We start from the raw sequence: 21,395 nt of genomic DNA, 5'->3' as shown, positions 1-21,395 counted from the left end.
AGGCGTATCGTTGTCAGGAATTGCAACAAAAAAAGACGATACACAATTATGCGGAGTTGCTATATATATGAAATTTTGCTTTTCGGCCTCTGAGGTTTTGGATCTTCACTTTCTTTTGTCTTCCGTTGGATCTCTTCTTCCCGTACAGTGGACATGTCCGGCACTACCTCTTCTTCCCGCACAGTGGGCATTTCCGCCGGTATTGTGTGAACATCAACGGTCGGCACAGCATTCTCAACCACTCCACCCTTTTTGAGCAACTCCAGCTTTTCGGAGATTTCCCGAAAGCGGGAATTCTGGCTGTATATTTCCGTGTACAGAGGAAGCGCCATGTCTATCTCCCCCGCCATTTCATACGACAGGGCCAATTCGTATTTCAGCCCGAGGCTCTCATCGGGCTGGATTCCAGGGGAATCGAGAGCTTCACGAAAATAATCGATGCTCTTTTCCAGCTCACCGATATCCCGGTGCGTCACTCCGAGGAGTATAAAGCTGTCGAGCCTTCGTTTCGGATCGTTGACGGACGTTTGCAACGAGCTGATGGCATCATCATAAAGCCCCATTTCTCGATATGCGATGCCGAGGTTATAGTAAGTATCGTAATCCTCTTTCCCAAATTGTTTTTCCACACCACGCTTGAATTCATCAAACACATCCTCAAAGGAGATATGTTCGTCCTCCCCCAGCAGTCCCGCGCCGCCCTTGGATTCGATTTGAAGATCGTCATCAAGAACAACGCCTTCCAACTCCCTGGCGAGATCAAAATAGTCCTCACCTTCAGGCAAGGGTTCGTCATCCGGCGCCATATTAATCAGCCGGGATTCCACGCCGGAAGAAGCACCGGCATGCCCCACCGGGGGAACGTGCTCGAATTCCACCTCCTCGGTAATTACTTCGGGTTCGTTTGCAATATACTCGAAGCCTCCATCCAGACCATCGGCCTCTATCTCTATGGGCTCGACGCCAATCTCACCCATCTCTACTTCATCGACTATCTCGATGGCATCACCCGCGTCAACGACCACCTCGTCGTGAAAACCGCCGATATCGACCTGATCGTCAACGAGCACCTCAAAATCTTCGACAACCTCAACGGAAGGCTCACCATCCATGCTCAGTCCGGAGAAATCCACGCCGGTTTCAAATTCCACAACAGGCTGTATGTCGGGATGCGAACCCGTTTGAAGGAATTGCTGCTGTTCATTCTTCAAGCGGAGATAATCCCTGTCCTTCTCACCCGCCTGCAGTAATTCGTCATACAACGTGACAAGTCGCCTGCGGGGGATGGAATAACGCGGCTGCCTGGAAATATAGTCTTCGAGGGCCCGCGCCGCTTCTTTCACCTGACCGTACTTAACATAGGTATCGATCTTGAGCATCAGAAGATTGCCTTCACTGTCCAGGGTTTCCCCTCCGACGTCACCCTGAACCTCATCGATGACCTCAACAACGGCCACATCCTCAAGAATATCGGCCTCAATGACATCCGCCTCTACGGCGTCCGTGATAATTTCCGCTTCTCCGAAATCCCCGGAATCGGCGAAATCCTCCATTCCCCCAAAATCCGATACGGAGCGCAGTTCGGAGGGGAGGCCCTCATCGGTAATATCCGAGGCAAGCGAGCTTGTAATATTTTCATAGAGCGCCTTGAAATGATTCGCTCGTTCTTCCTGACCCTTACTTCTGAAATGAAGCATCAACTGGGTGTACAGGTCTTTCAGGATGTCTCTCTTGCCGAGTTTTTCGTATACATCGGCAAGAGTCACTTTCGCCTCTATAAATTCCGGGTCAACCTTGATTATTTTCCTGAGATACTGGCTTGCAGGCTCAAGCTCATTTTTATGAAGATGAATCTTCGCCTTGAGGTGCAGCAGGCGTTTATCTTCGGGAGCGTTCTTGAGCCCCATATCGAGACGGGCGGAGGCGATATCAAGACGGCCCTTCTTTATATATATATCCGCAAGATCGGTAAGCAACTCGATCTTGTTGGATGCCCTGTTGACCAGTTTTTCGTACAGGTTGACGAGATCGTCGATCCGGTTCTGCTCCTTGAGGATCTTCCCCAGATTGATATATTCCTCAATTCCGCGATCCTCATACCCGCTCTGGTAATAGGCATCGGCAAGCTTGAACCGCAATGACAGGTTTTCCGGTGTCATTTCTGACATGGTGGAAAGCGTGTCAAGGGCTTTTCTGGTCTCTCCCTTTCGCTCATAATGGGAATATACCAGCTGATACTGCTTAATTGAATCACCGAGGAGATTCTGCTGATGATAGAGTTCCGCGAGCTTGAGATTTATATGTATTTGGGAGGGATCAATCTTGAGAATTTGCTTGTAAACGGCGATAGCCCGAAGATAGAATCCGTCATCCGAATAATATTTGGCCACATAGTTATATTCGGCGATGGCTTCTTCTTTTTTATCCTCTCGGGCATGGAGATCACCAAGCTTTTGACGAACCTTTATATCCTTCGGATCTTCCTTTAAAATCCGTTCATATTCTCTGATAGCCCGATCGTACTGACCCTTCTGCAAATACTTCTGCGCAGCCAGCGTCGCCTTGTTCTTATCAAAGGCCATAATATCCCGTTATTACAAAGCAATGATATGAAAATACTATATCGCGCAGTAAAAGTCAATAGATATAATACCTCAAATGAATCGACACAGACACGTAAAAAACAAAGGGAGAGAAGGAAGGGCCTTTGTGAATTATTCCATGAGCGAAAAAGGCGTTAGATGTATTGATTTATAAACGATCCATTGACATATCCCTTGCTGAATTGAGGATCGTTCATGATTCTCATACACATGGGGATGGACGTTTCGATGCCGTCTATAATGAATGAACTGAGGGCCCTTTTCATTCGTTCAATGGCCTTCGGCCTGTCCGGCGCTGCAACAATAAGCTTCGCAATCAGCGAGTCATAAAACGGATTAACGAACGCGCCGCAAAAAACCGCGGAATCCACCCTCACACCGGGGCCTCCGGGAGAAATATACTCTGTCACCCACCCTGTGGATGGAGTAAATCGAAACGGATCTTCCGCCATGATGCGGCATTCTATCCCGTGTCCCCTCACGACGATATCATCCTGATCGTACTCCAACTCATCGCCCGCCGCGATCACCAACTGCTGCTTGACCACGTCCAGCCCGGTTACCATCTCTGTTACGGTATGCTCTACCTGTATGCGTGTATTCATCTCCGAAAAATAGAACGAGCCGTCGGGCATCAGTAAGTATTCCACGGTACCGATACCGGAGTATCCGACGGATTTCACGAAATCCACCGCCGCCTGCCCCATATTCCTTCGCAGATCGTCATCAATGCCTGCGGCGGGGGATTCCTCTATTATCTTTTGATAGCGCCTCTGTATGGTGCAGTCCCTGTCTCCAAGGTGGATGGCATGCTGCCTGTGGTCGCAGAGTATCTGAAACTCGATATGCCGTGCGTTTTCGAGATACTTCTCAACATATATCCCCGGCTTTTTCAGGTATTCCTTCGTCTCCTGCTTGGCAAGATAGAATGTATCCAAAAAATCAACACGATCGGCGACAACCTTTATCCCGCGGCCGCCGCCGCCGCCCACCGCCTTGATGATCACCGGGAATCCCAGCTCATCAGCAACCTCCAGCGCCTCCCGATCGCCCTCGATAACGTGTCTGCTTCCGGGAACCACTGGGATACCGCAGGATTTCGCCGCATGCTTGGCGGCGAGCTTGTCGGCCATCAGCGACATCGAGTCCACCGAAGACCCGATAAAGGTGATGCCTCCGTCGACACACGCCTCTACAAACTCCAGGTTTTCAGAAAGGGGACCGTAGCCGGGATGTATCGCCTGGGAGCCGGTAATATGAGCAGCGGAGAGGATCGAGGCGAAATTAAGATAGCTTTGCTTGATGTCGGCGGGCCCGATGCAGACCGCCTCATCCGCCAGAATGACCGGCAGGGAATCACGATCGGCTTGTGAATACACGACGACGGTTTTTATTCCCATCTCCCTGAGGGAATATATTATCCGTACGGCGATCTCACCCCTGTCGGCAATGAGGACCTTATCAAACATATATGCCTGTAGTATAGGGGGATATTAGAGGGGTTCCAGCAGAAAAAGCGACTGTCCGTATTCCACCGGCTGGCCGTTCTCAACCAGTATAGAGACTATCACACCGTCTACTTCAGTTTCGACCTCGTTCATCAGTTTCATTGACTCGACGATACACAGCACATCGCCCTTTCTGACTTCCTGGCCGACCTCCACGAACGGAGGTGAATCGAGAGCGGATGAGCGATAGAAGGTGCCCACCAGCGGCGATGTAACAGAGAGAAGATCAACATTGTCGGGCACACCGTCGCTTTTTCTTTTTGCCTTTGATGATTTTTTTTCAGGCGCCGATACTTCACCGAGGTATCTTCGTATCCTGATGCGATCACCTGCGCTATGAACATCAATCTCCGAGATATCCGTACCCTCAATCGCCTTAATAATGTCCTTTATTTCCTTGATATTCATAGCACTCCCTGTTATCTGTCTCGGTTTCTTTATCGAGAAACGCGTTCGATATACTCTCCACTGCGGGTGTCGATTTTCACAACATCACCCTCATCAATGAACAGAGGCGCCTGTACCACGAGACCTGATGAGAGCGTGATCGGCTTGGTGCCGCCGGTTGCGGTATCCCCCTTCACGCCCGGATCGGTCTTAACCACCGGCATCTCTACAAACGTGGGAAGTTCGATCGATATGGGGTTGTTGTTATGATACAGAACCGTCAGGACCAGCTCATCAATGAGAAAATTTGCGGAATCGCCCACCTGGTCATGGGTGAGGAATACCTGCTCGTATGTCTCTGTATCCATGAAGTGAAAACCGTCGTCGTCTCCATAGAGATACTGCATCTCCTTCTCTTCGAGGGAAGGCTTCCCCACTTTTTCACCCGAGCGGAATGTTTTTTCCAAAACCGCGCCCGTTTCAAGATTTTTAAGCTTTGTACGAACAAATGCACCGCCCTTGCCCGGCTTTACGTGCTGGAACTCGACAATGATGAACGGTTTACCGTCGATCTCGACCTTCAAACCTCTTCGAAACTCTGCTGTTGAATACACGGCATCACTCACTAAAGATGAGTATTTTTTACAAAAATCAGCTAACTACTTTAAATGATTTGCTGAGCGTTGTCAATACCGAACCGCCGTCATCCTCCACCAAAACCATGTCCTCCACCCGAACCCCCCCCCAACCGGGGATGTAGACCCCGGGCTCGATGGTAATGACCATGCCCGCCTCAAGGACCGTCTCTCCCAGTGAACTGATTGTCGGCGGCTCGTGCACGTTCAGGCCCACACCATGGCCGGTGCCGTGGGTAAAAAATTCACCGTACCCCTTTTCGGCCAGAAAGTCCCGAGCGGCGGCGTCGATATCGACGGCGGACACTCCCGCCCGTACCCGTGTTATCGCTTCTCTCTGGGCGCCACGAACGGCGTCATACACCTCCCTTGCTCGATCGTTCGATCTCCCAACCATGTACGTAATCGTCTGGTCGGAGGCGTATCCGCGATACTCCGCGCCGAAATCGATAATCACGAAATCCCCCGCTTCAATCGTTCGATCCCCCGGTGATGCGTGCACGTGAGCACCGTGTTCCCCTGTGGCGACGATGACCGGGAACGGAAGCGGCCCGCTTCCCCGTTTTCTGATCACATACTCAAGCTCGGACGCAATGTCCCGCTCGGAAACCCCGGGGGAGATCATCTTTGCGACGTCTTCCAGAGCGGCTTCGGAAATGGACACGGCGCGGCGCATCAGAGAAATCTCATCAGCGGACTTGATCATCCGCAGTTCCGCGAGGTCTCTTTCAATGGGAACAAATCGTGCAAATCCCGTCACTTTCGATACGTTTTTATACATCGCCAGAGATATATGAAACGATTCAACCCCGACTCTCGTCAATCCCAGGTCGGCGACGGATTTTCTGACCCCGTCCGCTTTTCTCATGTATCGTTCTACGGCAAACCCGGACACCTCGCCGGACGCCTGTGTCACATACCTCCCATCGGTCAGGAAGACCCCCCCCTCCAATCCCAGAACAAGCATCCCATCACTGCCGGTGAAGCCGGTATAATACCGGACATTCTTCATATCGGTGATGAGGACGCCGTCAAGATCGAGACTCTTGATATACTCCTGAAGACGCTCGATACGATCCGTATTCACCGTGTATCTCCCGGTGTCTCCCCGGCAATCCACGAAAGGGCCAGCACATACCCCTCGACACCGAGCCCTGCTATAACCCCCCGGGCGATATCCGAGATGTAGGAATGTTTTCGAAATTCCTCCCTGCCGAAAATATTTGTAAGGTGAACCTCGATAACCGGAATGCGGGATGACCATACCAGCAAGGCGTCGCGTATGGCGATTGACGTGTGCGTATACGCCCCTGCATTGATAACGATGCCGTCAAACCGCTCCGACGACTGGATTCTGTCGACGATTTCACCCTCGACATTCGACTGAAAAACGTCCACCTGAATGCCGAGATTCGTCGCGGCATCTTTGATACGGGAGACAAGATCGTCATATGTGAAAGACCCGTAGATCTCCGGCTCTCGTTTACCGAGCATATTGAGATTCGGACCGTTTATAATCAGTACATTCATCGTCTTCGCCTAAAAAAAGAAAGACTGCTTGTGCGCAGTCATGATAAATCAATGTATCGATCGGAAACTAAAACATCTCCCTGAGCTTCAGTGAGCCGACCCTCACCCGGTACCTGCCCTTTCCGAGATCGGCCCCCCGCGACGTGATAAGAATAAAGTAGTATTCCTCGGATATGACATGAACAATCAAGGTTATCGTATCAAGAACAATCGTGATGTCTTTAAGATCATTGAAATGAAAGATGGAAGCAAGCTTGTGCACCTCCATCATTGTAGCCGCATATTCCGCGCCGATCAATTCCACGTCGATGCCGTTTTGAGACATGGTCACATGTTCCAGTATGATTCCGTCCTTGCCGATTATTATTCCCGCCAGAGAACCGGGGACCGATTCCACAACGTTCTGGAGAACTTCTTTAAAATCAATCATAGAAAACAAACACACATCACATATACGAAAGAATCATTTTGCAGCAGCCGCACACATTGGTATTTTTTTGACATAAACAATGAATTAAGATTTTAACATATTTAATCATATAACAAAAACACAAAGAAGTCCTTTTTTTATTGGGAAATATCCCTTCTCTTCTTCCGTATATCTTCAAGCCAGCTGTTCAGACGCTCGATTGCACGTTCTGATTGCTGCGTATCTTCCGGTGATATATCGATATCCGCACGAAGTCCCTCTTCTCCGCTCTCCCCGGGCAGGCCCGAGGTCATCTGCATCCGGACATGTTCCAATTTTTCTCTAAGGGACTCATTTTCGGGATACACCCGGTAGAGATCCTCATATATCCCCAGAGCCTTGTCCAAATGACCCTGCTTGACATATATATCCGCTATCGTCTCGGTGGTGATACTCACTCCCTCATCGTCGGGCACCCCGTCACCTTCATCAATCAGGGGCAACATATCCTCGTCGTCATCAGATCTTTCCTCGGGAAAATCATCATCGCCGAACTCTTCGTGGATGCTGAGTGATCTATCTTCCTCGACCTGTGGTTCCGCCAAATCTTCCAGTTCGTGAAAATCGATATCATCTCTGCCTTCCAGAAAATGCTCTTCTTCTCTATCCTCCTCGGTAAAAACGGATGTCTCCTCCGTTCCGGAAGGCGTTTCCATCTCTAAAGGAGCTTCCACCTCCTGAGACACATCGAATTCGGTGCTTTCCGTAGGGGTTTCAAATCCCGACTCTTCGGGCTGCTCCTCAAACGCCTCGCTTTCTGTCGGTGTTTCAAATGAATCGAAAGCCATTTCCTGCTCCATGGATTCGTCGGTGGGGGTCTCCATGGTGAAAAACGGATCGTCCGTCTCAACCATGCCCTCACCAGTGTCGAAACTCACGGAATCATCGCCCGAAAAGTCCCCCCCTTCTATCCCCTCGTGTGAAACAGGCATGTCAACACCGGGTTCATCCGAGAGATTAAAACCGACGCCCGGTCCAAGATCGCTTTCGGCCATACCTTCCTTTTGGATATCGATACCGGAAGAAACCATTGTATCACCGAATTCGTCAGGGGCCTCCTTCAGTGCATCGTCGTCGTCGAAGTCGAATTTTATCGGGATGTCATCATCACCGATGCCTTCCTCGGGTATTTCCATCCCCGGAGCGGTCTCTCTCTCACCGAACTCATCGGAAACCTCCCCCGCCGAATCTATGTCGTCGAGGCCGAACTCCATCGGGAGATCCGCATCACCGATGCCTTCCTCGGGTATTTCTATCCCCGGAGCGGTCTCTCCCTCGCCGAATTCATCGGAAATCTCTCCCACCGAATCTATGTCGTCGAGGCCGAATTCCATCGGGAGATCCGCATCACCGATCCCTTCCTCGGGTATTTCCATCCCCGAGTCTATCTCTCTCTCGCCGAACTCATCGGAAATCTCCCCCACCGCACCAGTGTCGTCGAGGCCGAATTCCATCGGGAGATCCGCATCACCGATGCCTTCCTCAGGTATTTCTATCCCCGGAGCGGTCTCTCTCTCGCCGAATTCATCGGAAGCCTCCTTCACCACACCCGTGTCGTCGAAGTCGAACTCCATTGAGATATCCTGCTCCAAGAGATCCTCCCCGGGCGTCTCAACACCAGAGGAGTCTACGGTATCGCTGAATTCATCGGGAGTCTCTTTTGCGGCACCTGTATCGTCTAAGTCGAATTCCGAGGAAAAATCCTCACCCGATATGTCCTGGTCAAGCAGGTCGCCATCCAGGCCGTCGATATCCCCTGATTCACCCAGAGAGATACTTTTGCTCTCATTTTCGACCTGATCAAATGCCAGAAACTCCTCCGGAATTTCATCCATCATCGAAGACAGATCAATATCGTCGGACAGAGAATCGGTTTCAACGTCTTCGGTCGAATCCAGCGTGAACTCGAAGGAATCTTCCTCGTGTGATATATCACCTCCCGCTTGTTCTATATCTCCCTCAAATTCGGGAGCCGATGTGCTTTCATCCAGATCAATATCGGATAAAACATCATCGTCATCACCCGGAGACAACTCATCTTCGAAACTTCCCGCCTCCGCCACCAGGGCCGCCAGGTCATCATCTCCCAACTTTTCCGGGACGTCATCGGGTTCTTCAAAAACATCGTCACTCACTTGTTCGAGAATTTCTCCCTCGGCCCCTATATCGGCTTCAGATTGGCCAAGTATCTCGGACATCTCCTCATCAAGAAGGTCAGTTGAGTCTTCGCCTGAGTCAAGGTCGAAGAAATCGTCATCCAGCCCTTCCTCATAAGCCCCGTCTTCAATTTCATCTTCGATTTCATCTTCGATCTCGTCTTCAAACTCATCTCCGGCCTCTTCTTCGGCGGACAAATCCCGAAGAACAGAGTTTATGATGTCATCTTCTCCCGCTTTTTTCTCGGTGTCACGGGGCTCTTTTTGTTTTTTCTTGTCACCGTGACCGATGCCTTCAAGAATATGTGACACTTCTTCATCATCGGGAGACAGCTCGAGAACTCTTTTAAAATACTCAACGGCCTGATCAGGATTGCCCTGGGCTATGTATACATTTCCCAGCACTTTATTTGCCAGAAGATTGTCCGGCGTTATCGCAACGACCCGTTCCATTTCATCACGGGCCTCATCGTACATTTCCTTGTCGAAATACGCCCTCCCCAACGAGACCCTGCCGCTGAGGTATTTTGGATACTTTTCCACACCCTTTCGGGCCAATTCGATCGCTTCGTCAATCATTCCTGCTTTGCGGTAGAGATCTGCAAGGGGGGCAAATACACGGGACGCCGGATTTTTCTCAAGCATCTGTTCGTACTTGATCATTTCCGGGGTTTTTGTAACGAAAACCGAACTGGGAGAAGGGGAAGATGTTACCTTGGCGGGTGAAGGAGTATCGTTTTCGTGGGAAATACCCGGTGGCGTCTGAGTATCAGTCTTTTTTTCATCAGCCACGAGAAGCCCCTAATTGTCCAATAATATCAACTATATCCGTGGCCCTCATCTTTTTAACAGTAACATAACCGATACCCGCTGTCAATACAAAATTGATGTGAGCCTCCTGGGCCTTTTTATCATAATTAATTGCATTTACAAAATCGTTGTTCGAATATCCGGGAAGTTCGGTCTGAAACCGATATGCCTCAAGCAGGGTGATAATACGTGCGACATCATTTGAATCGATCTCCCCCAGCTTCTCGGATATTCGCACGGCGGCGGCCATTCCCGTCGCCACCGCATGTCCATGACGTATCGTACCAAAGCCGGAAAGTCTCTCAATCGCATGACCGAAGGTATGTCCAAAATTGAGAATTCTCCGAAGATCCGCTTCACGCTCATCCTGTGAGACCACGTGCGATTTAATCCGGACCGAGGTAGTAACCATTTTCATCAAAGCGTCTCTATCCCGAGACATTACCCGGTTATGATGCGTTTCAAGATATGAAAAAAGCTCTTCATCGGCAATAACGGCATGCTTTATCACCTCCGCCAGTCCCGAAAGATATTCCTCCTCGGGAAGTGACGAGAGCGTTTCCACATCGGCAAGAACAAAACGCGGCTGGTAAAATACACCGATGAGATTTTTTCCAAGCGGATGGTTTACCGCCGTCTTCCCTCCCACCGACGAATCAACCTGGGCCAAAAGCGTTGTGGGAACCTGGATATACGGGATCCCCCTCAGAAACGTCCCGGCGGCGAATCCCCCCAGATCTCCGATCACACCGCCGCCCAGGGCGACGAGCGGCGTCTTTCGGTCCGACCGAAATGACAGCAGTTCGTCATAGACGTGTTCGAGGGTAGAAAATTGCTTCGATTGTTCTCCCGGTGGAACCACGATCATGTGTGTCTGGGTCCCGGATGTGTCAATTGCTTTTTGCACCCGCTCCCCAAAGAGCGTTGCAACATGTTCATCGGTCAGTATCGATGCCCGACGTTCCTCCACCAGAGATCCGATTTTACCGATAATTCCGCTCCCAACGTACACCGGGTAGCTTCTGTCGCCCAGGGCGACAGTTATCCGTTCCATGACCGTTTTCTCTCTTCCCACAGTGATATTATCTCTCCGGCGATTTCTTTCTTGTGCTTTCCACTGGTATCTATGTGCACATCCGCTTCATCATAAAATGATTTTCTCTCTTCCAACAACTTGGCGACGATTTCTCGCGGATTTTCCACATTGATCAGCGGCCGGGATTCCCTTCTTCCCGCACGACTGAGGATTTCCTCGACCGTAGCTTCCAGACACACGATTATACCGGACTTCCGGAGCATCTCTCTGTTTTCCGGGCGTATCATCGCGCCCCCCCCGGTGGATATCACCGTCTTTCGCATGCAGGAGACCTCTTCAATCTTTTTCGTTTCCCTGTCTCGAAACGACGTCTCACCTTCAACCTCGAATATCTTCGAGACCGACACCCCCGTCTCCTCTTCGATGAGACTGTCCAGATCCATAAAGGCATATCCGATGGAGTCGGCAACGATCCTGCCCACAGCGCTTTTCCCCGTGGCCATAAATCCGGTCAAAACTATGTTTGTTCCCCGATTCAAAACGAATCGATTCTCTCCACATATCGTCGATAATTTTCTTCTATATCCGACTTATTCGCCCCGCCGAATTGGCACAAAAACGCTTCCGTCAACACCACGGCCGCCATCGCCTCGACAACCACGGCGCACGCGGGCACGGCGCAGACATCGGACCGCTCCGCCGCAGCCGACACCTTTTGTTTTGTCTCAATATCCACGGTATCCAGCGGTTTCATCAACGTCGGTATCGGTTTCATCGCGGCCCGCACCACAAGCGGCATTCCATTGGTCATGCCGCCTTCCATTCCCCCCATGTGGTTTGTTTTACGGCGATATCGCCCGTTTCCTATGCGAATAATTTCGTCGTGTACCTCAGAGCCGTACCGTCCGGACAGATTAAAACCGTCCCCGATTTCCACCCCCTTTACGGCCGGAACACTCATGATCGACGCGGCAAGCCGGGCATCGAGCCTCGTATCCCATCGTACGGCCTCACCGAGACCGGGGGGAAGACCAACAACCGCCACCTCGACAACACCCCCCAGCGTGTCTCCGCTTTCCTTCACCGTGTCGACCATGATTTTCAGATCGTCATCATAATCGGGTACGGGGGTTGAAAAGGGCGAGGATTCGGCGTGTACGCTTCTTTCCTCATACGAAACGTCCTCACACTCGATGCTCACACCCCCGAGATCAACCACATATGAATGAAACACCACATGAAAATGACGAAGCAGCTCCTTGGCCAGGCCGCCTGCGGCCGTCCGCGCCGCCGTTTCCCGGGCGCTTGACCGCTCGAGCACGTTTCTGAGGTCCCTGTGCCCGAATTTCATACCGCCGACCAAATCGGCGTGCCCCGGCCTCGGTCTTGTCACTTCACGACCCGGATCGATCCCCGGATCGGCCGACATATATCGTTCCCAGTTTTCCCAATCCCGATTCTCTATTAAAAACGCCACCGGGCTCCCGATGGTCTTCCCGTTCCTTATGCCGGAAATCGTCTGGACCCGATCACTCTCAATGGCCATTCTGCCGCCCCGGCCGTATCCCTTCTGGCGTCGGGCCATATCCGTATTAACGGCGTCCAGATCTATCGAAAAACCGGCGGGGACCCCGTCCACAATAACCACAAGGGCCCTCCCGTGGGACTCACCGGCGGTATGAAAGGAAAACTTGGTCACACATACCATCCTACGCGAGAAAAAAGGGTGCGTCGGAACAACATCCCGAGCGCACCCGTCATACGCAAGCAATCAAAAAAATATTACAATCCGGTTTCGGACATCATCAGCTCTTCTTCCCGAATGATCGTCGGTGTCAAGAATATCAGAAGCTCCCGTCTGCTTTCCGTTGTATTTTTCGTCTTAAACGCCCATCCGAACAGCGGGACGTCTTTGAGCAGCGGGAATCCTGTCTCGGTTTCATTGACGTCCTTCCGGTAGAGACCGCCGATGACTATTGTATCTCGATTGTCAACAAGCACCTCGGTGGTGAGTTCCTTTGTATCCTCGATATAATAGGTGTTATCCGCACCGCCGATGTTCAAGATAACCGCCTCGCCCTGTGTCTCATGCAGAAGATCTATTTCTATCTTTATCCGCTCATCTGCGGAGATGGTCGGCGTGATCTTAAGCTCCGTGGTGATATCCTGATAGTCGACTTCGCCCGATGTGGTAACGTTTCCGGTATCATCGCTGCTTTCGGTGACGTTTCGTATCGGGATACTTCTTGTGATGATAAATTCCGCCGTCACGTTGTTGAGAACCCGAACCTTCGGCGTTTCGATGACCTCGGCCTCTCCCATCTGTTCAAGCGCCTTCAGCTGCAGCTCCAGCCTCAGTGCGTCGTCCAAAAATCCCAAAAGAACCGAGGCCCCTCCGATTCCCAGGGTTGACGTCGTTGCGGGATTCGGGAATATCAATGTTGCGGGGTCGAAGTAATTATCGAGATTTATCAGGGCATTATCCAGCGTTCCCACAGCCCCCTTTATCGTGGAATCACCCGCCGTCGCCTCCTCGTTCCATCCGGCGATCCAGTTGACACCCAGCTCCTGGGTGAAGCTGTCGTTCATCTCCACAATCCGTGCTTCCAGCCTGATTTCCGGTGTGGCAACATCAAGCTGGTTGATGATTTCGACAATCGGGTCGAGCCGGGAGGGTATATCGGTAATCAGGAGCGACTGGGTTTGAGAAAACTCGGTTATGGCGCCCCTATCGCTGAGCATCGGAGCAATCACCGCCGTTACGCTGGGGAGATCGGCGTAGCTCAGATCGATCTTTCGAGTAACGAGTTCCTCCAGTTCCTCCAGGGCGCGACGACTGGTAAGTTCCGCCTCCCTTTCGGCGTTCAGGGTCTGATTCCTGGCGACGCGTATCACGTTTCCCTCTCGCTCCATCCCCAGATTCTGGTTTTCCAAGATGATATCAAGGGCCTGATCCCAGGGAACATTGACCAGTCGAAGAGTGATGTTTCCCCGGACATCAGGATCGACAAGTATGTTCAGACTGCTCACCTCGGCGATGAGCATGAATATCTGTTGTATATCCGCATCGGAGAAGATCAGGGTGATATTCTTTCCCGTGTATTTCTTTTCCTCCTCAGTGATGGCCATCTCGGCGACTTCTTCCAGCTCATCGGGGGTCATCACCTCTGAGGGCGCCACCGACGGAGTTTCCCCGGGGAGCGTGGCCGGCTGCGACAGGCCCTCCGTTATCACCGGTTTGGGGGAGAGGTCCGCAATTGTCGGATCCATGGTCACCGTATCGCTCATCGAAAAGTCGACAACGATCGCATTGCCCTGGGCATAGTAGTTGTATGCGGCCTTCTCTGAAAGCACGATGCCGATTCGAACCGAATCCTCGCCCTGGGTTGTGTTCACATATGAAATAGGCGTATTTAAATTCGAAGAAAAGTCCAGCTCCGTGTCGACACCGTTCCCGATCAGAGCATTTGGAATGTCAACGATAATACTTCGCTCGGATACCATTTTCGCCGTGAAATCGGAACTTCCGGTGGTGGATATCACAACGCTGGAGATATCGCCGTCGGTTCTTACATCCACGCCGGTAACGACCACATCGCTTGTGGGCGTACGCGTTTCAGTCGGAACGCTTCCCGTGTTCGCGGGTGTACCGACCGTTCCCTCACGGAAAACAACCATAAGTTTGTTGTCCACCGGGTACACGTTGTAATCGCTCATCGTGGGATTATCAGACTCCAGGACGATCCTCACCTTATCGGGATGAATACCCACCTTAATAGCGCTGATATCGGCGCTTTCCACAGGTATCGTCTCGTTTGGATAGTTGCTGGAAATTCCCGAGAAATCGATGACAAGGCGATTTGGATCGTCGAGCACAAACGTCTCGTAGTCTAACATCGCGCCGTCGCCCAGTATGGTGACGCTGGTCCCGTCGGCATCGCTGTCCGTCACAATATTGATAATCTTCGTGGCGGGATTGTCCCATACCGTCTTTTCGGGTTCCGAAATCTCATAATACGAAGGAGTACCGGAGTCATCCGCAGTGTACGGTATGTCGTCGGCGGTTTCCGAGGAGATGGAGGATGGATCTATCTTTTGAATCTCCACCTGCACCTGATTATCCTGAGGTTTTGACATATAGTAGTTTGTATCATCGCTCAGGTAAATCTCCAGCCTGGCGACACTGATCCCGTCACTGTCATAATCCAGTTTCTTTATCTCGGTAATGGTGACGTTATCAACGATCGATTCCGTGCCGGATTCCACAAATTCCGCATCAGGAATATCCACGACAAGCCGCAGCGGAGATTCCAGACGATACGGCGTGTAAGTGACGGAAGCATCCGCCTCAAGCAGAACAACGAACCGATCATCATACTCACTCACTGAGGTAACGTCGACAGACAGATTCGCACCGGATGTTGATGTACCCGTTCCTGTTGTAACGCACGAAGAGAGCGCCATGATACTTATCGCGAGCAGGCTGAGGAAGCGAAAGAGTGCGTATCTATTATGGATAGACATTTATTGCCTCCCGGCTAATGTTAAAGTCTCAATTCTTGTTTGTTCTTCACCGTAGAAGTCCAGGTAATTGATTTCCACCTGTACTTCGTCCTCGGTAATTTTCACAACACGTCCCTCCGCCACATTCGTACCAACATACAGGCTGAATCCCTTCTTATAGGGATCTTGCACCATGGCCACGCCCGTTCCCAGTTCCGGATCATAAATAATCGCCTTGAGTTCAAGCTGAGATAGTTTATATTTCATCAGAGGAGTCAATTCCTCTGGAGGAACAACCACGGTCGTTTCAACCTTTAGGGTAAACGGTCTGAACGGATCTCTCCGCTCCCTGGTGTCGTAATAAAAGTCCTCGGAGCTGACAACCTCATCCCCCTCCGCCGATCCTTCCATTGTTAGCATGGCGATATCCATGCCGAACGTATCCGATATCGTCGGGACGGTCTCGACGGGCGGAGTCTCCGTAGGCGCTGTTTCGCCCGGGATCGTCTCTACCCCGCCTTCCGGGGCTGCCGTTTCAGGAGCGGGCGATGTCCCTTCAGTGGTCGTTTCTCCAGGTACAGGAGGCGCTGTTTCTCCCCCTTCCACCGGAGGCCCCGTCTCAGCCACCTCCGTGGGTGGCTGTGTTTCGCCTCCCTCCGCCGGTGGTCCGGCTTCACCCCCTTCGGGCGGTGTCGTCGTTTCAGTACCTTCAACGACGGGGGGCTGGCCTTCCGGGGCCGGAGGGCCGCCCTCGGGTGCCACTTCCGGTCCGGTTGCGGTTTCCGGTGCTTCACCCGGGGGGAGTGTTCCCTCGGGGGGGATCGAGGTTTTCGTCGGATCGTCTTCGCTCAGCTCGTGGATCGTCGGCTTGGGCGCCTCTTCCTCGGTATCAAGAAACGGTATCTTATCTCCATACCGATCCAACAGGTCCGAACATCCCGTGATGAACGGAAGAGATACAATGAATAGTATAATGACGGAGAGGGAACGAACTTTCATATGTATGACTCCAATCTCCCTATCTTCACCCGCTTATCCTCTTAAAATCTAAACGTAACCACACGACACGTTATATCAAGAATTATTTCATTATCGACAACAGTACCACGGGTCATCTTGACATTTCTCACATTAATAATTCGATCAAGCTGGCGCAGCTTGTCCAGAAACGTCGCAAAGCCATGATATGTCCCCTTGACGCGAATGGATACGGGAACCTCGTAATAATCACCCACCTGGGTTTCGCCGACGGGTTGAAAGAGGAGAAACTCAAGACCGGCCTCATTACCTTTGCTGTCTATCTGTGAGAGAATTTCGGGAATCTCTGAGCTGGTGGGAATGGCAACCAAAAGAAGATTCAACTCCGCTTCCAGCTCCGCGACCTTGGCCTTGTACGCATCCATGTTCTTCTTCGTGTCCTGAAGTTTCTGGAGTTCCGTCTTGGATTTGTTCAACGCCTCAAGGTTTTTTCTCAATTCCTCCTTCTTCCCAGTGTATATGCCGAAATAATATCCGGCACCGATACCCACCATAACGCCCAAGAGAATGAGAAACTTGTATTGATTTGGGATGTTTTTTACCGAATCAAGTGTTAAAGCCATCTTTACGCCTCAAATAATATCCCGCCGTCCGGTATAGTATTCAAATAGATGTGTAAAAAGTCCGCCTTTTTCATCTATTCCGTCGCTTCCGGCGTCTCAGGTGAATAGTATACAATCGCCATCGTCAACGAAAATCGATTGACGGTATGTCCCTCGTATTCGCTCTTCTCGCTTTTCGCAAGCTTAATATTGTTAAAATAGTTGCTTTTAGTGAGACTTCTCATAAAAGTCGCCAGGGTTTCATTATCAACGGCATACCCGTTAATCGTCAGGCTCATTCCGTTCTGGGTGAAATCAATGATCCATACTTCCGGAGGGATGGCCTCCGTCATGGCGGCGAATACCCGTACCGGGCCGTTTCTCTCTATTTCCAGGTTGTTTATCGTATCCTTCTTCTTCTGAAGATCGTCTACCATTGATTTGAATTTTTCAAGGTCTCCGATTTCCTTCTTCAGATCGGCCACTTCTTTATCCACCCGCATCTTTTCCTCTATGGCTTCGTCTATCTGCTTGTTGATATTCATGTGAAAATAGCCAATGGCGGCAATGGTGAGTATCAGAAAAAACGCGCCAAGCAGAAACTGCTGCTGCATGGTTTCCTTTTTCTTTAACTCACGAGTGGCGAGAAGGTTTAGTTTTATCATCTGTCACCCACCTTCCGAAGGGCCAGACCGACTCCCACGGCACCATACGGAGCGATATCCTGAATATATGCGGCGTCGAAGTGGCGCTCGTTGTACTCAATATTCGCAAAGGGATTGATCTTCTCTACGGCGATACCCGACTTATCCTGAATCATCCGGGTCAGGTTGTTGGTTTTGGATGTGCCGCCGCCCAGGTAGATCTTGTTTATCATATCCGCGGTACCCTGGGAGAGGAAATAGTCAAACGTCTTTTGAATCTCGGATGCAACGATATCCCCCGACACCTGGTCGATGACCTTCATGATTTCTTCGGTGGAGATATCCCGTCCTCCCCCCTTCCCTACCTTCAGGGCCTCCGCTTCGTCATAACTGATGGAGAAGCGCTTCTGCAACTCCTCGGTGTACTGATTTCCGCCGGAGGAAATATCCCGGGTGAAAGAGGATATCCCGTTCTTCATAATATTTATATTGGTCAGGCTGGCTCCGACATTCACCAGGGCGATGATATCGCCTGTTTCGAACTGGTAGTTCACGTCATACATATTTTCCAGGGCGAAGCAATCCACATCCATGACCACGACATTGAGACCCGCCTCGGTAATCACCGCGACGTACTCGTTGATGACGTCCTTCTTCGCCGCAGCCAGGATCACCTCCATCTGACCGCTTCCATCATCGAGGGTATCGAGTATCTGGAAGTCGATATTGACATCACTGATATCGAAGGGGATATACTGTTCCGCCTCCCACTGAATGGATTCTTCCAGCTCACTCTGGCTCATGGTGGGGAGCGTTATCTTTTGAATTCGAACCGCGTTGCCTGAAACAGACGTCACCACATCCTTCACCTTGATTTTCAAACCGCCGATGAGGCTCTGGATAGCGTCCACCACGGCGGCGGTATCCATTATCGCTCCATCGACAATGGTTTCCGGATGCAGTTCCGCCATGCCGAAATTCGTCAGCGTGTATCCCCGCTTCGATTCGCTGATCTCCACCAGTTTTATGGAGCTGGAACCAATATCAATGGCGATAACGTCTTTTTTCTTTCCTAACATATTGTTCCCCAGTTTCGGGATGAAACATTATTCGGGGTAGCTGGCAAACACTTTGTCCTTTTCCGCAAGATCAAGGCCCAGGGCAAAAAGTATCTTGCGTTTGGTGTCCATCCGGCAGTCCTTACCCTTTTCGATGCGATCGATGGTAAGCGGTGAAACACCGGCTTTCCGTGCCAGCTCCGCCTTGCTCATCAGCATCTTTTCACGATACTTCTTGACATTATTGCGTTTCAAATTTTCACCTATCATGCCACGGAAACCAATAATTACATAAAAATGTATCCACTTTGTGATTCATATTGTATTAAAAAAAAATACATTGTGTCAAGCTTTTTTTTAATTTATATATAATTAATATTTAATTGTACTTATTTTATATCCCATATTGTACTAATGAGTCATAACTATCCTATATATTGTGTTACTAAAATGTTTTGTACGTCCTATCTTGATGCTACGCACTGATTTCTGCCCCCCTCCTTCGCCCGGTAGAGGTTGTCATCGGCGCATCGTATGAGAGCCTCCGCCTCGGTTCCGTCCTGGGGAAAAACCGAAATTCCCAGGCTGATCGTGACGGTCCTTTTGGTCTTTCCGAGATCAAATCGATATTTTTCCGTCTCCTTTCGTATCTTTTCCGCAACCTGGACCCCTTCCCGCATCGCGGTTTTCGGCAGAATCACGGAGAATTCCTCCCCTCCAATCCTGCTCACCACGTCAACACTCCTGGTCACCCCCCGCAACACCTTCGCCAGGCCCTTTATCACCTCGTCTCCCGCGGCATGCCCATACGTATCGTTTATGCTTTTAAATTTATCGATATCAAGCATCAACAGGGTCATTGGCTCCGCAAACCGCTGCGCCCTGTCGATTTCATCCTGCAGCGCCCGATTAAACCGCCTTCGGTTGAACAATCCGGTCATCGGGTCGGTCACGGCCATTCTGTTCAGGCGATTGATAAGCCTCACATTCATCAGGGTAACGGCGGCCATATTCACCATTACCTCGATGAGCCGAAGATGAAAACGAGACGGTGGTATATAAGACTTTGAAATATGTATATATGTTCCAAGAATTTCACCTTCGGTGACCAGCGGAAAAATCGTCAGCGCCCCCTCGTTCGTGAGGGATATGCCTTTCCCGAACACATCCCGTTGCCGCTGCCGATCAGGAAACACGAGGTATTGCTTGTTTTCAATGACCCAGCCCACAAGGGAGTGCATGTTTTCAAAGCGTTTTTTTCTAAGCTTCTGGGCGCCGTCCCCCCGTGCATCGGCGATAAAGCTCTCCTCGCCGTACAGGAGCGTAAACGCCATGAGCCTGGTCGCCACCAAATCCTCCACGGCCGCGCCCACCACATCAAACACCTGCTCTATTCGTTTCACCCGGGAAAGTTCCTGGCTGACGCTGAAGAGATGCTCCAGCTCCTTGATGGAAACGGACAGCCGGGACATATCGATTCTCTGCTCTTCCAGGTTCTTCAGGGCAAGGGCGGTCAACTCCAGAAAGGGAATATCCCGCTCCGTCAAAAATATATCACCGCGCCTGTCCGCAACCAGCGCCCCGGATGTATCGCCTTCGCCGCGAATCGGCACAACCGCCAGCGAGTTGATACCCGAAGGGCCCTTACGGTAATATCCGGGCTCGATGCCGTATCCGCTCAGACCCCGTCGAAATGTCATGGGCGTCCCGCGACGCATCGCCTCCCTGAATATTTCCAGGTCGACACGGCTCTCAAAATCGAAATTATCATCATCCGTCGACGCCTCCCGTATCCGCAAACTTTTCCCGTCCGATGCGTACACGAGGTACGCAATGGTATTGAGCCCCAGGGTGCTTCGGGACATCTGCAAAAGCTCATACAATAGGTCATCAATCGACGCTAATGTTTTGACCGCCTGACGGTCGATCTCTTCCTCCGACAATCCCACGGGCTCTTTCACCGCCTTATCCTTAATCGATGTGAGATCGTCCTCGAATCTCTTGATACGACCGAACGTCTCCCGTTTCCTTCTTTCCTCAACATGATGGTAAAACAGAAAGAACACGAAACAGAAGATGGCGGCACCGTATCGTCCCAGCATGATGGTCATCCACGGCGGCCTGACGATAATCCCGTATTCCGGGATCACCAACCCACAAAGCAGGATGACGACACCGACCGTGGAAACCGTCGCCCGTGTGGTGACGGCCAGAACCGATACGGTGAAATAAATCAGGGGAAACAGCGGCGACCGGATATTGCCGGTTATCTGGATCAGTACCACCGTCAATACCGCAAGCAGTACCGCGAATTCAACCTCCGTTCGTATCGTTCTTTCATCGAACGCAAGACGGACGGCGACGACGACAAAAACGGGAATGACACACAGGCTCAAGAAGACCTGCAGTGTCGATATCGTCGTATCTGAAAGAAAAAAGCCGAGGGCGATAAGGACACAATACCCCGCGGCTATAA

The 21,395-nt window shown here is 51.0% G+C and carries 18 protein-coding genes; all 18 read right to left on the bottom strand.

Going from position 1 to position 21,395, the window contains the following annotated elements; all coding sequences use genetic code 11:
* Nucleotides 1-59: 59 nt before the first annotated feature.
* Nucleotides 60-2,582 (bottom strand): tetratricopeptide repeat protein, encoded by a 2,523-nt coding sequence (locus JW885_00455; GenBank protein ID MBN1880615.1) that lies wholly within the window; start codon nt 2,580-2,582, stop codon nt 60-62.
* 155 nt (nt 2,583-2,737) lie between these two features.
* A complete protein-coding gene (locus JW885_00450) occupies nt 2,738-4,072 on the bottom strand; it encodes an acetyl-CoA carboxylase biotin carboxylase subunit (GenBank protein ID MBN1880614.1) in 1,335 nt (444 codons plus the stop codon).
* 24 nt (nt 4,073-4,096) lie between these two features.
* Nucleotides 4,097-4,519, bottom strand: coding sequence for an acetyl-CoA carboxylase biotin carboxyl carrier protein (gene accB, locus JW885_00445; GenBank protein MBN1880613.1), 423 nt, complete (start codon nt 4,517-4,519; stop codon nt 4,097-4,099).
* 29 nt (nt 4,520-4,548) lie between these two features.
* Entirely contained in the window at nt 4,549-5,112 is a 564-nt protein-coding gene (gene efp, locus JW885_00440; protein ID MBN1880612.1) for an elongation factor P, read from the bottom strand.
* 37 nt (nt 5,113-5,149) lie between these two features.
* The gene (locus JW885_00435; GenBank protein MBN1880611.1) at nt 5,150-6,220 is read right to left on the bottom strand and encodes an aminopeptidase P family protein; all 1,071 of its coding nucleotides are present in this window, start codon (nt 6,218-6,220) and stop codon (nt 5,150-5,152) included.
* Nucleotides 6,217-6,663 (bottom strand): type II 3-dehydroquinate dehydratase, encoded by a 447-nt coding sequence (gene aroQ / locus JW885_00430; protein MBN1880610.1) that lies wholly within the window; start codon nt 6,661-6,663, stop codon nt 6,217-6,219. The genes JW885_00435 and aroQ overlap by 4 nt, the downstream gene beginning before the upstream one ends.
* Before the next feature lie 67 nt (nt 6,664-6,730).
* Entirely contained in the window at nt 6,731-7,093 is a 363-nt protein-coding gene (locus JW885_00425; protein ID MBN1880609.1) for a hypothetical protein, read from the bottom strand.
* Nucleotides 7,094-7,230: 137 nt separating this feature from the next.
* Nucleotides 7,231-9,867 (bottom strand): tetratricopeptide repeat protein, encoded by a 2,637-nt coding sequence (locus JW885_00420; GenBank protein ID MBN1880608.1) that lies wholly within the window; start codon nt 9,865-9,867, stop codon nt 7,231-7,233.
* 205 nt (nt 9,868-10,072) lie between these two features.
* The gene (gene aroB, locus JW885_00415) at nt 10,073-11,152 is read right to left on the bottom strand and encodes a 3-dehydroquinate synthase (protein MBN1880607.1); all 1,080 of its coding nucleotides are present in this window, start codon (nt 11,150-11,152) and stop codon (nt 10,073-10,075) included.
* Nucleotides 11,140-11,637 carry a shikimate kinase gene (locus JW885_00410; GenBank protein ID MBN1880606.1) on the bottom strand — a complete coding sequence of 166 codons (498 nt, stop codon included), beginning with the start codon at nt 11,635-11,637 and terminating at the stop codon, nt 11,140-11,142. The genes aroB and JW885_00410 overlap by 13 nt, the downstream gene beginning before the upstream one ends.
* A gap of 32 nt (nt 11,638-11,669) precedes the next feature.
* Nucleotides 11,670-12,842, bottom strand: coding sequence for a chorismate synthase (gene aroC, locus JW885_00405; protein MBN1880605.1), 1,173 nt, complete (start codon nt 12,840-12,842; stop codon nt 11,670-11,672).
* A gap of 74 nt (nt 12,843-12,916) precedes the next feature.
* A complete protein-coding gene (gene pilQ, locus JW885_00400; protein MBN1880604.1) occupies nt 12,917-15,658 on the bottom strand; it encodes a type IV pilus secretin PilQ in 2,742 nt (913 codons plus the stop codon).
* Nucleotides 15,659-16,636, bottom strand: coding sequence for a hypothetical protein (locus tag JW885_00395; GenBank protein MBN1880603.1), 978 nt, complete (start codon nt 16,634-16,636; stop codon nt 15,659-15,661).
* 41 nt (nt 16,637-16,677) lie between these two features.
* Complete coding sequence (pilO, locus tag JW885_00390; GenBank protein MBN1880602.1) at nt 16,678-17,238, bottom strand: type 4a pilus biogenesis protein PilO; 561 nt, start codon at nt 17,236-17,238, stop codon at nt 16,678-16,680.
* Between the two features lie 74 nt (nt 17,239-17,312).
* Nucleotides 17,313-17,882, bottom strand: coding sequence for a PilN domain-containing protein (locus JW885_00385; GenBank protein ID MBN1880601.1), 570 nt, complete (start codon nt 17,880-17,882; stop codon nt 17,313-17,315).
* Nucleotides 17,879-18,940 carry a type IV pilus assembly protein PilM gene (pilM, locus tag JW885_00380; GenBank protein MBN1880600.1) on the bottom strand — a complete coding sequence of 354 codons (1,062 nt, stop codon included), beginning with the start codon at nt 18,938-18,940 and terminating at the stop codon, nt 17,879-17,881. The genes JW885_00385 and pilM overlap by 4 nt, the downstream gene beginning before the upstream one ends.
* A 27-nt stretch (nt 18,941-18,967) precedes the next feature.
* Nucleotides 18,968-19,174 (bottom strand): helix-turn-helix domain-containing protein, encoded by a 207-nt coding sequence (locus tag JW885_00375; protein ID MBN1880599.1) that lies wholly within the window; start codon nt 19,172-19,174, stop codon nt 18,968-18,970.
* Between the two features lie 209 nt (nt 19,175-19,383).
* Nucleotides 19,384-21,315 carry a diguanylate cyclase gene (locus JW885_00370; protein ID MBN1880598.1) on the bottom strand — a complete coding sequence of 644 codons (1,932 nt, stop codon included), beginning with the start codon at nt 21,313-21,315 and terminating at the stop codon, nt 19,384-19,386.
* Between the last annotated feature and the right edge of the window lie 80 nt (nt 21,316-21,395).

This window comes from Candidatus Zymogenaceae bacterium (assembly GCA_016931225.1).
Lineage (GTDB): Bacteria > Desulfobacterota > Zymogenia > Zymogenales > Zymogenaceae > JAFGFE01.
This window is presented reverse-complemented; position numbering and strand designations above follow the sequence as displayed.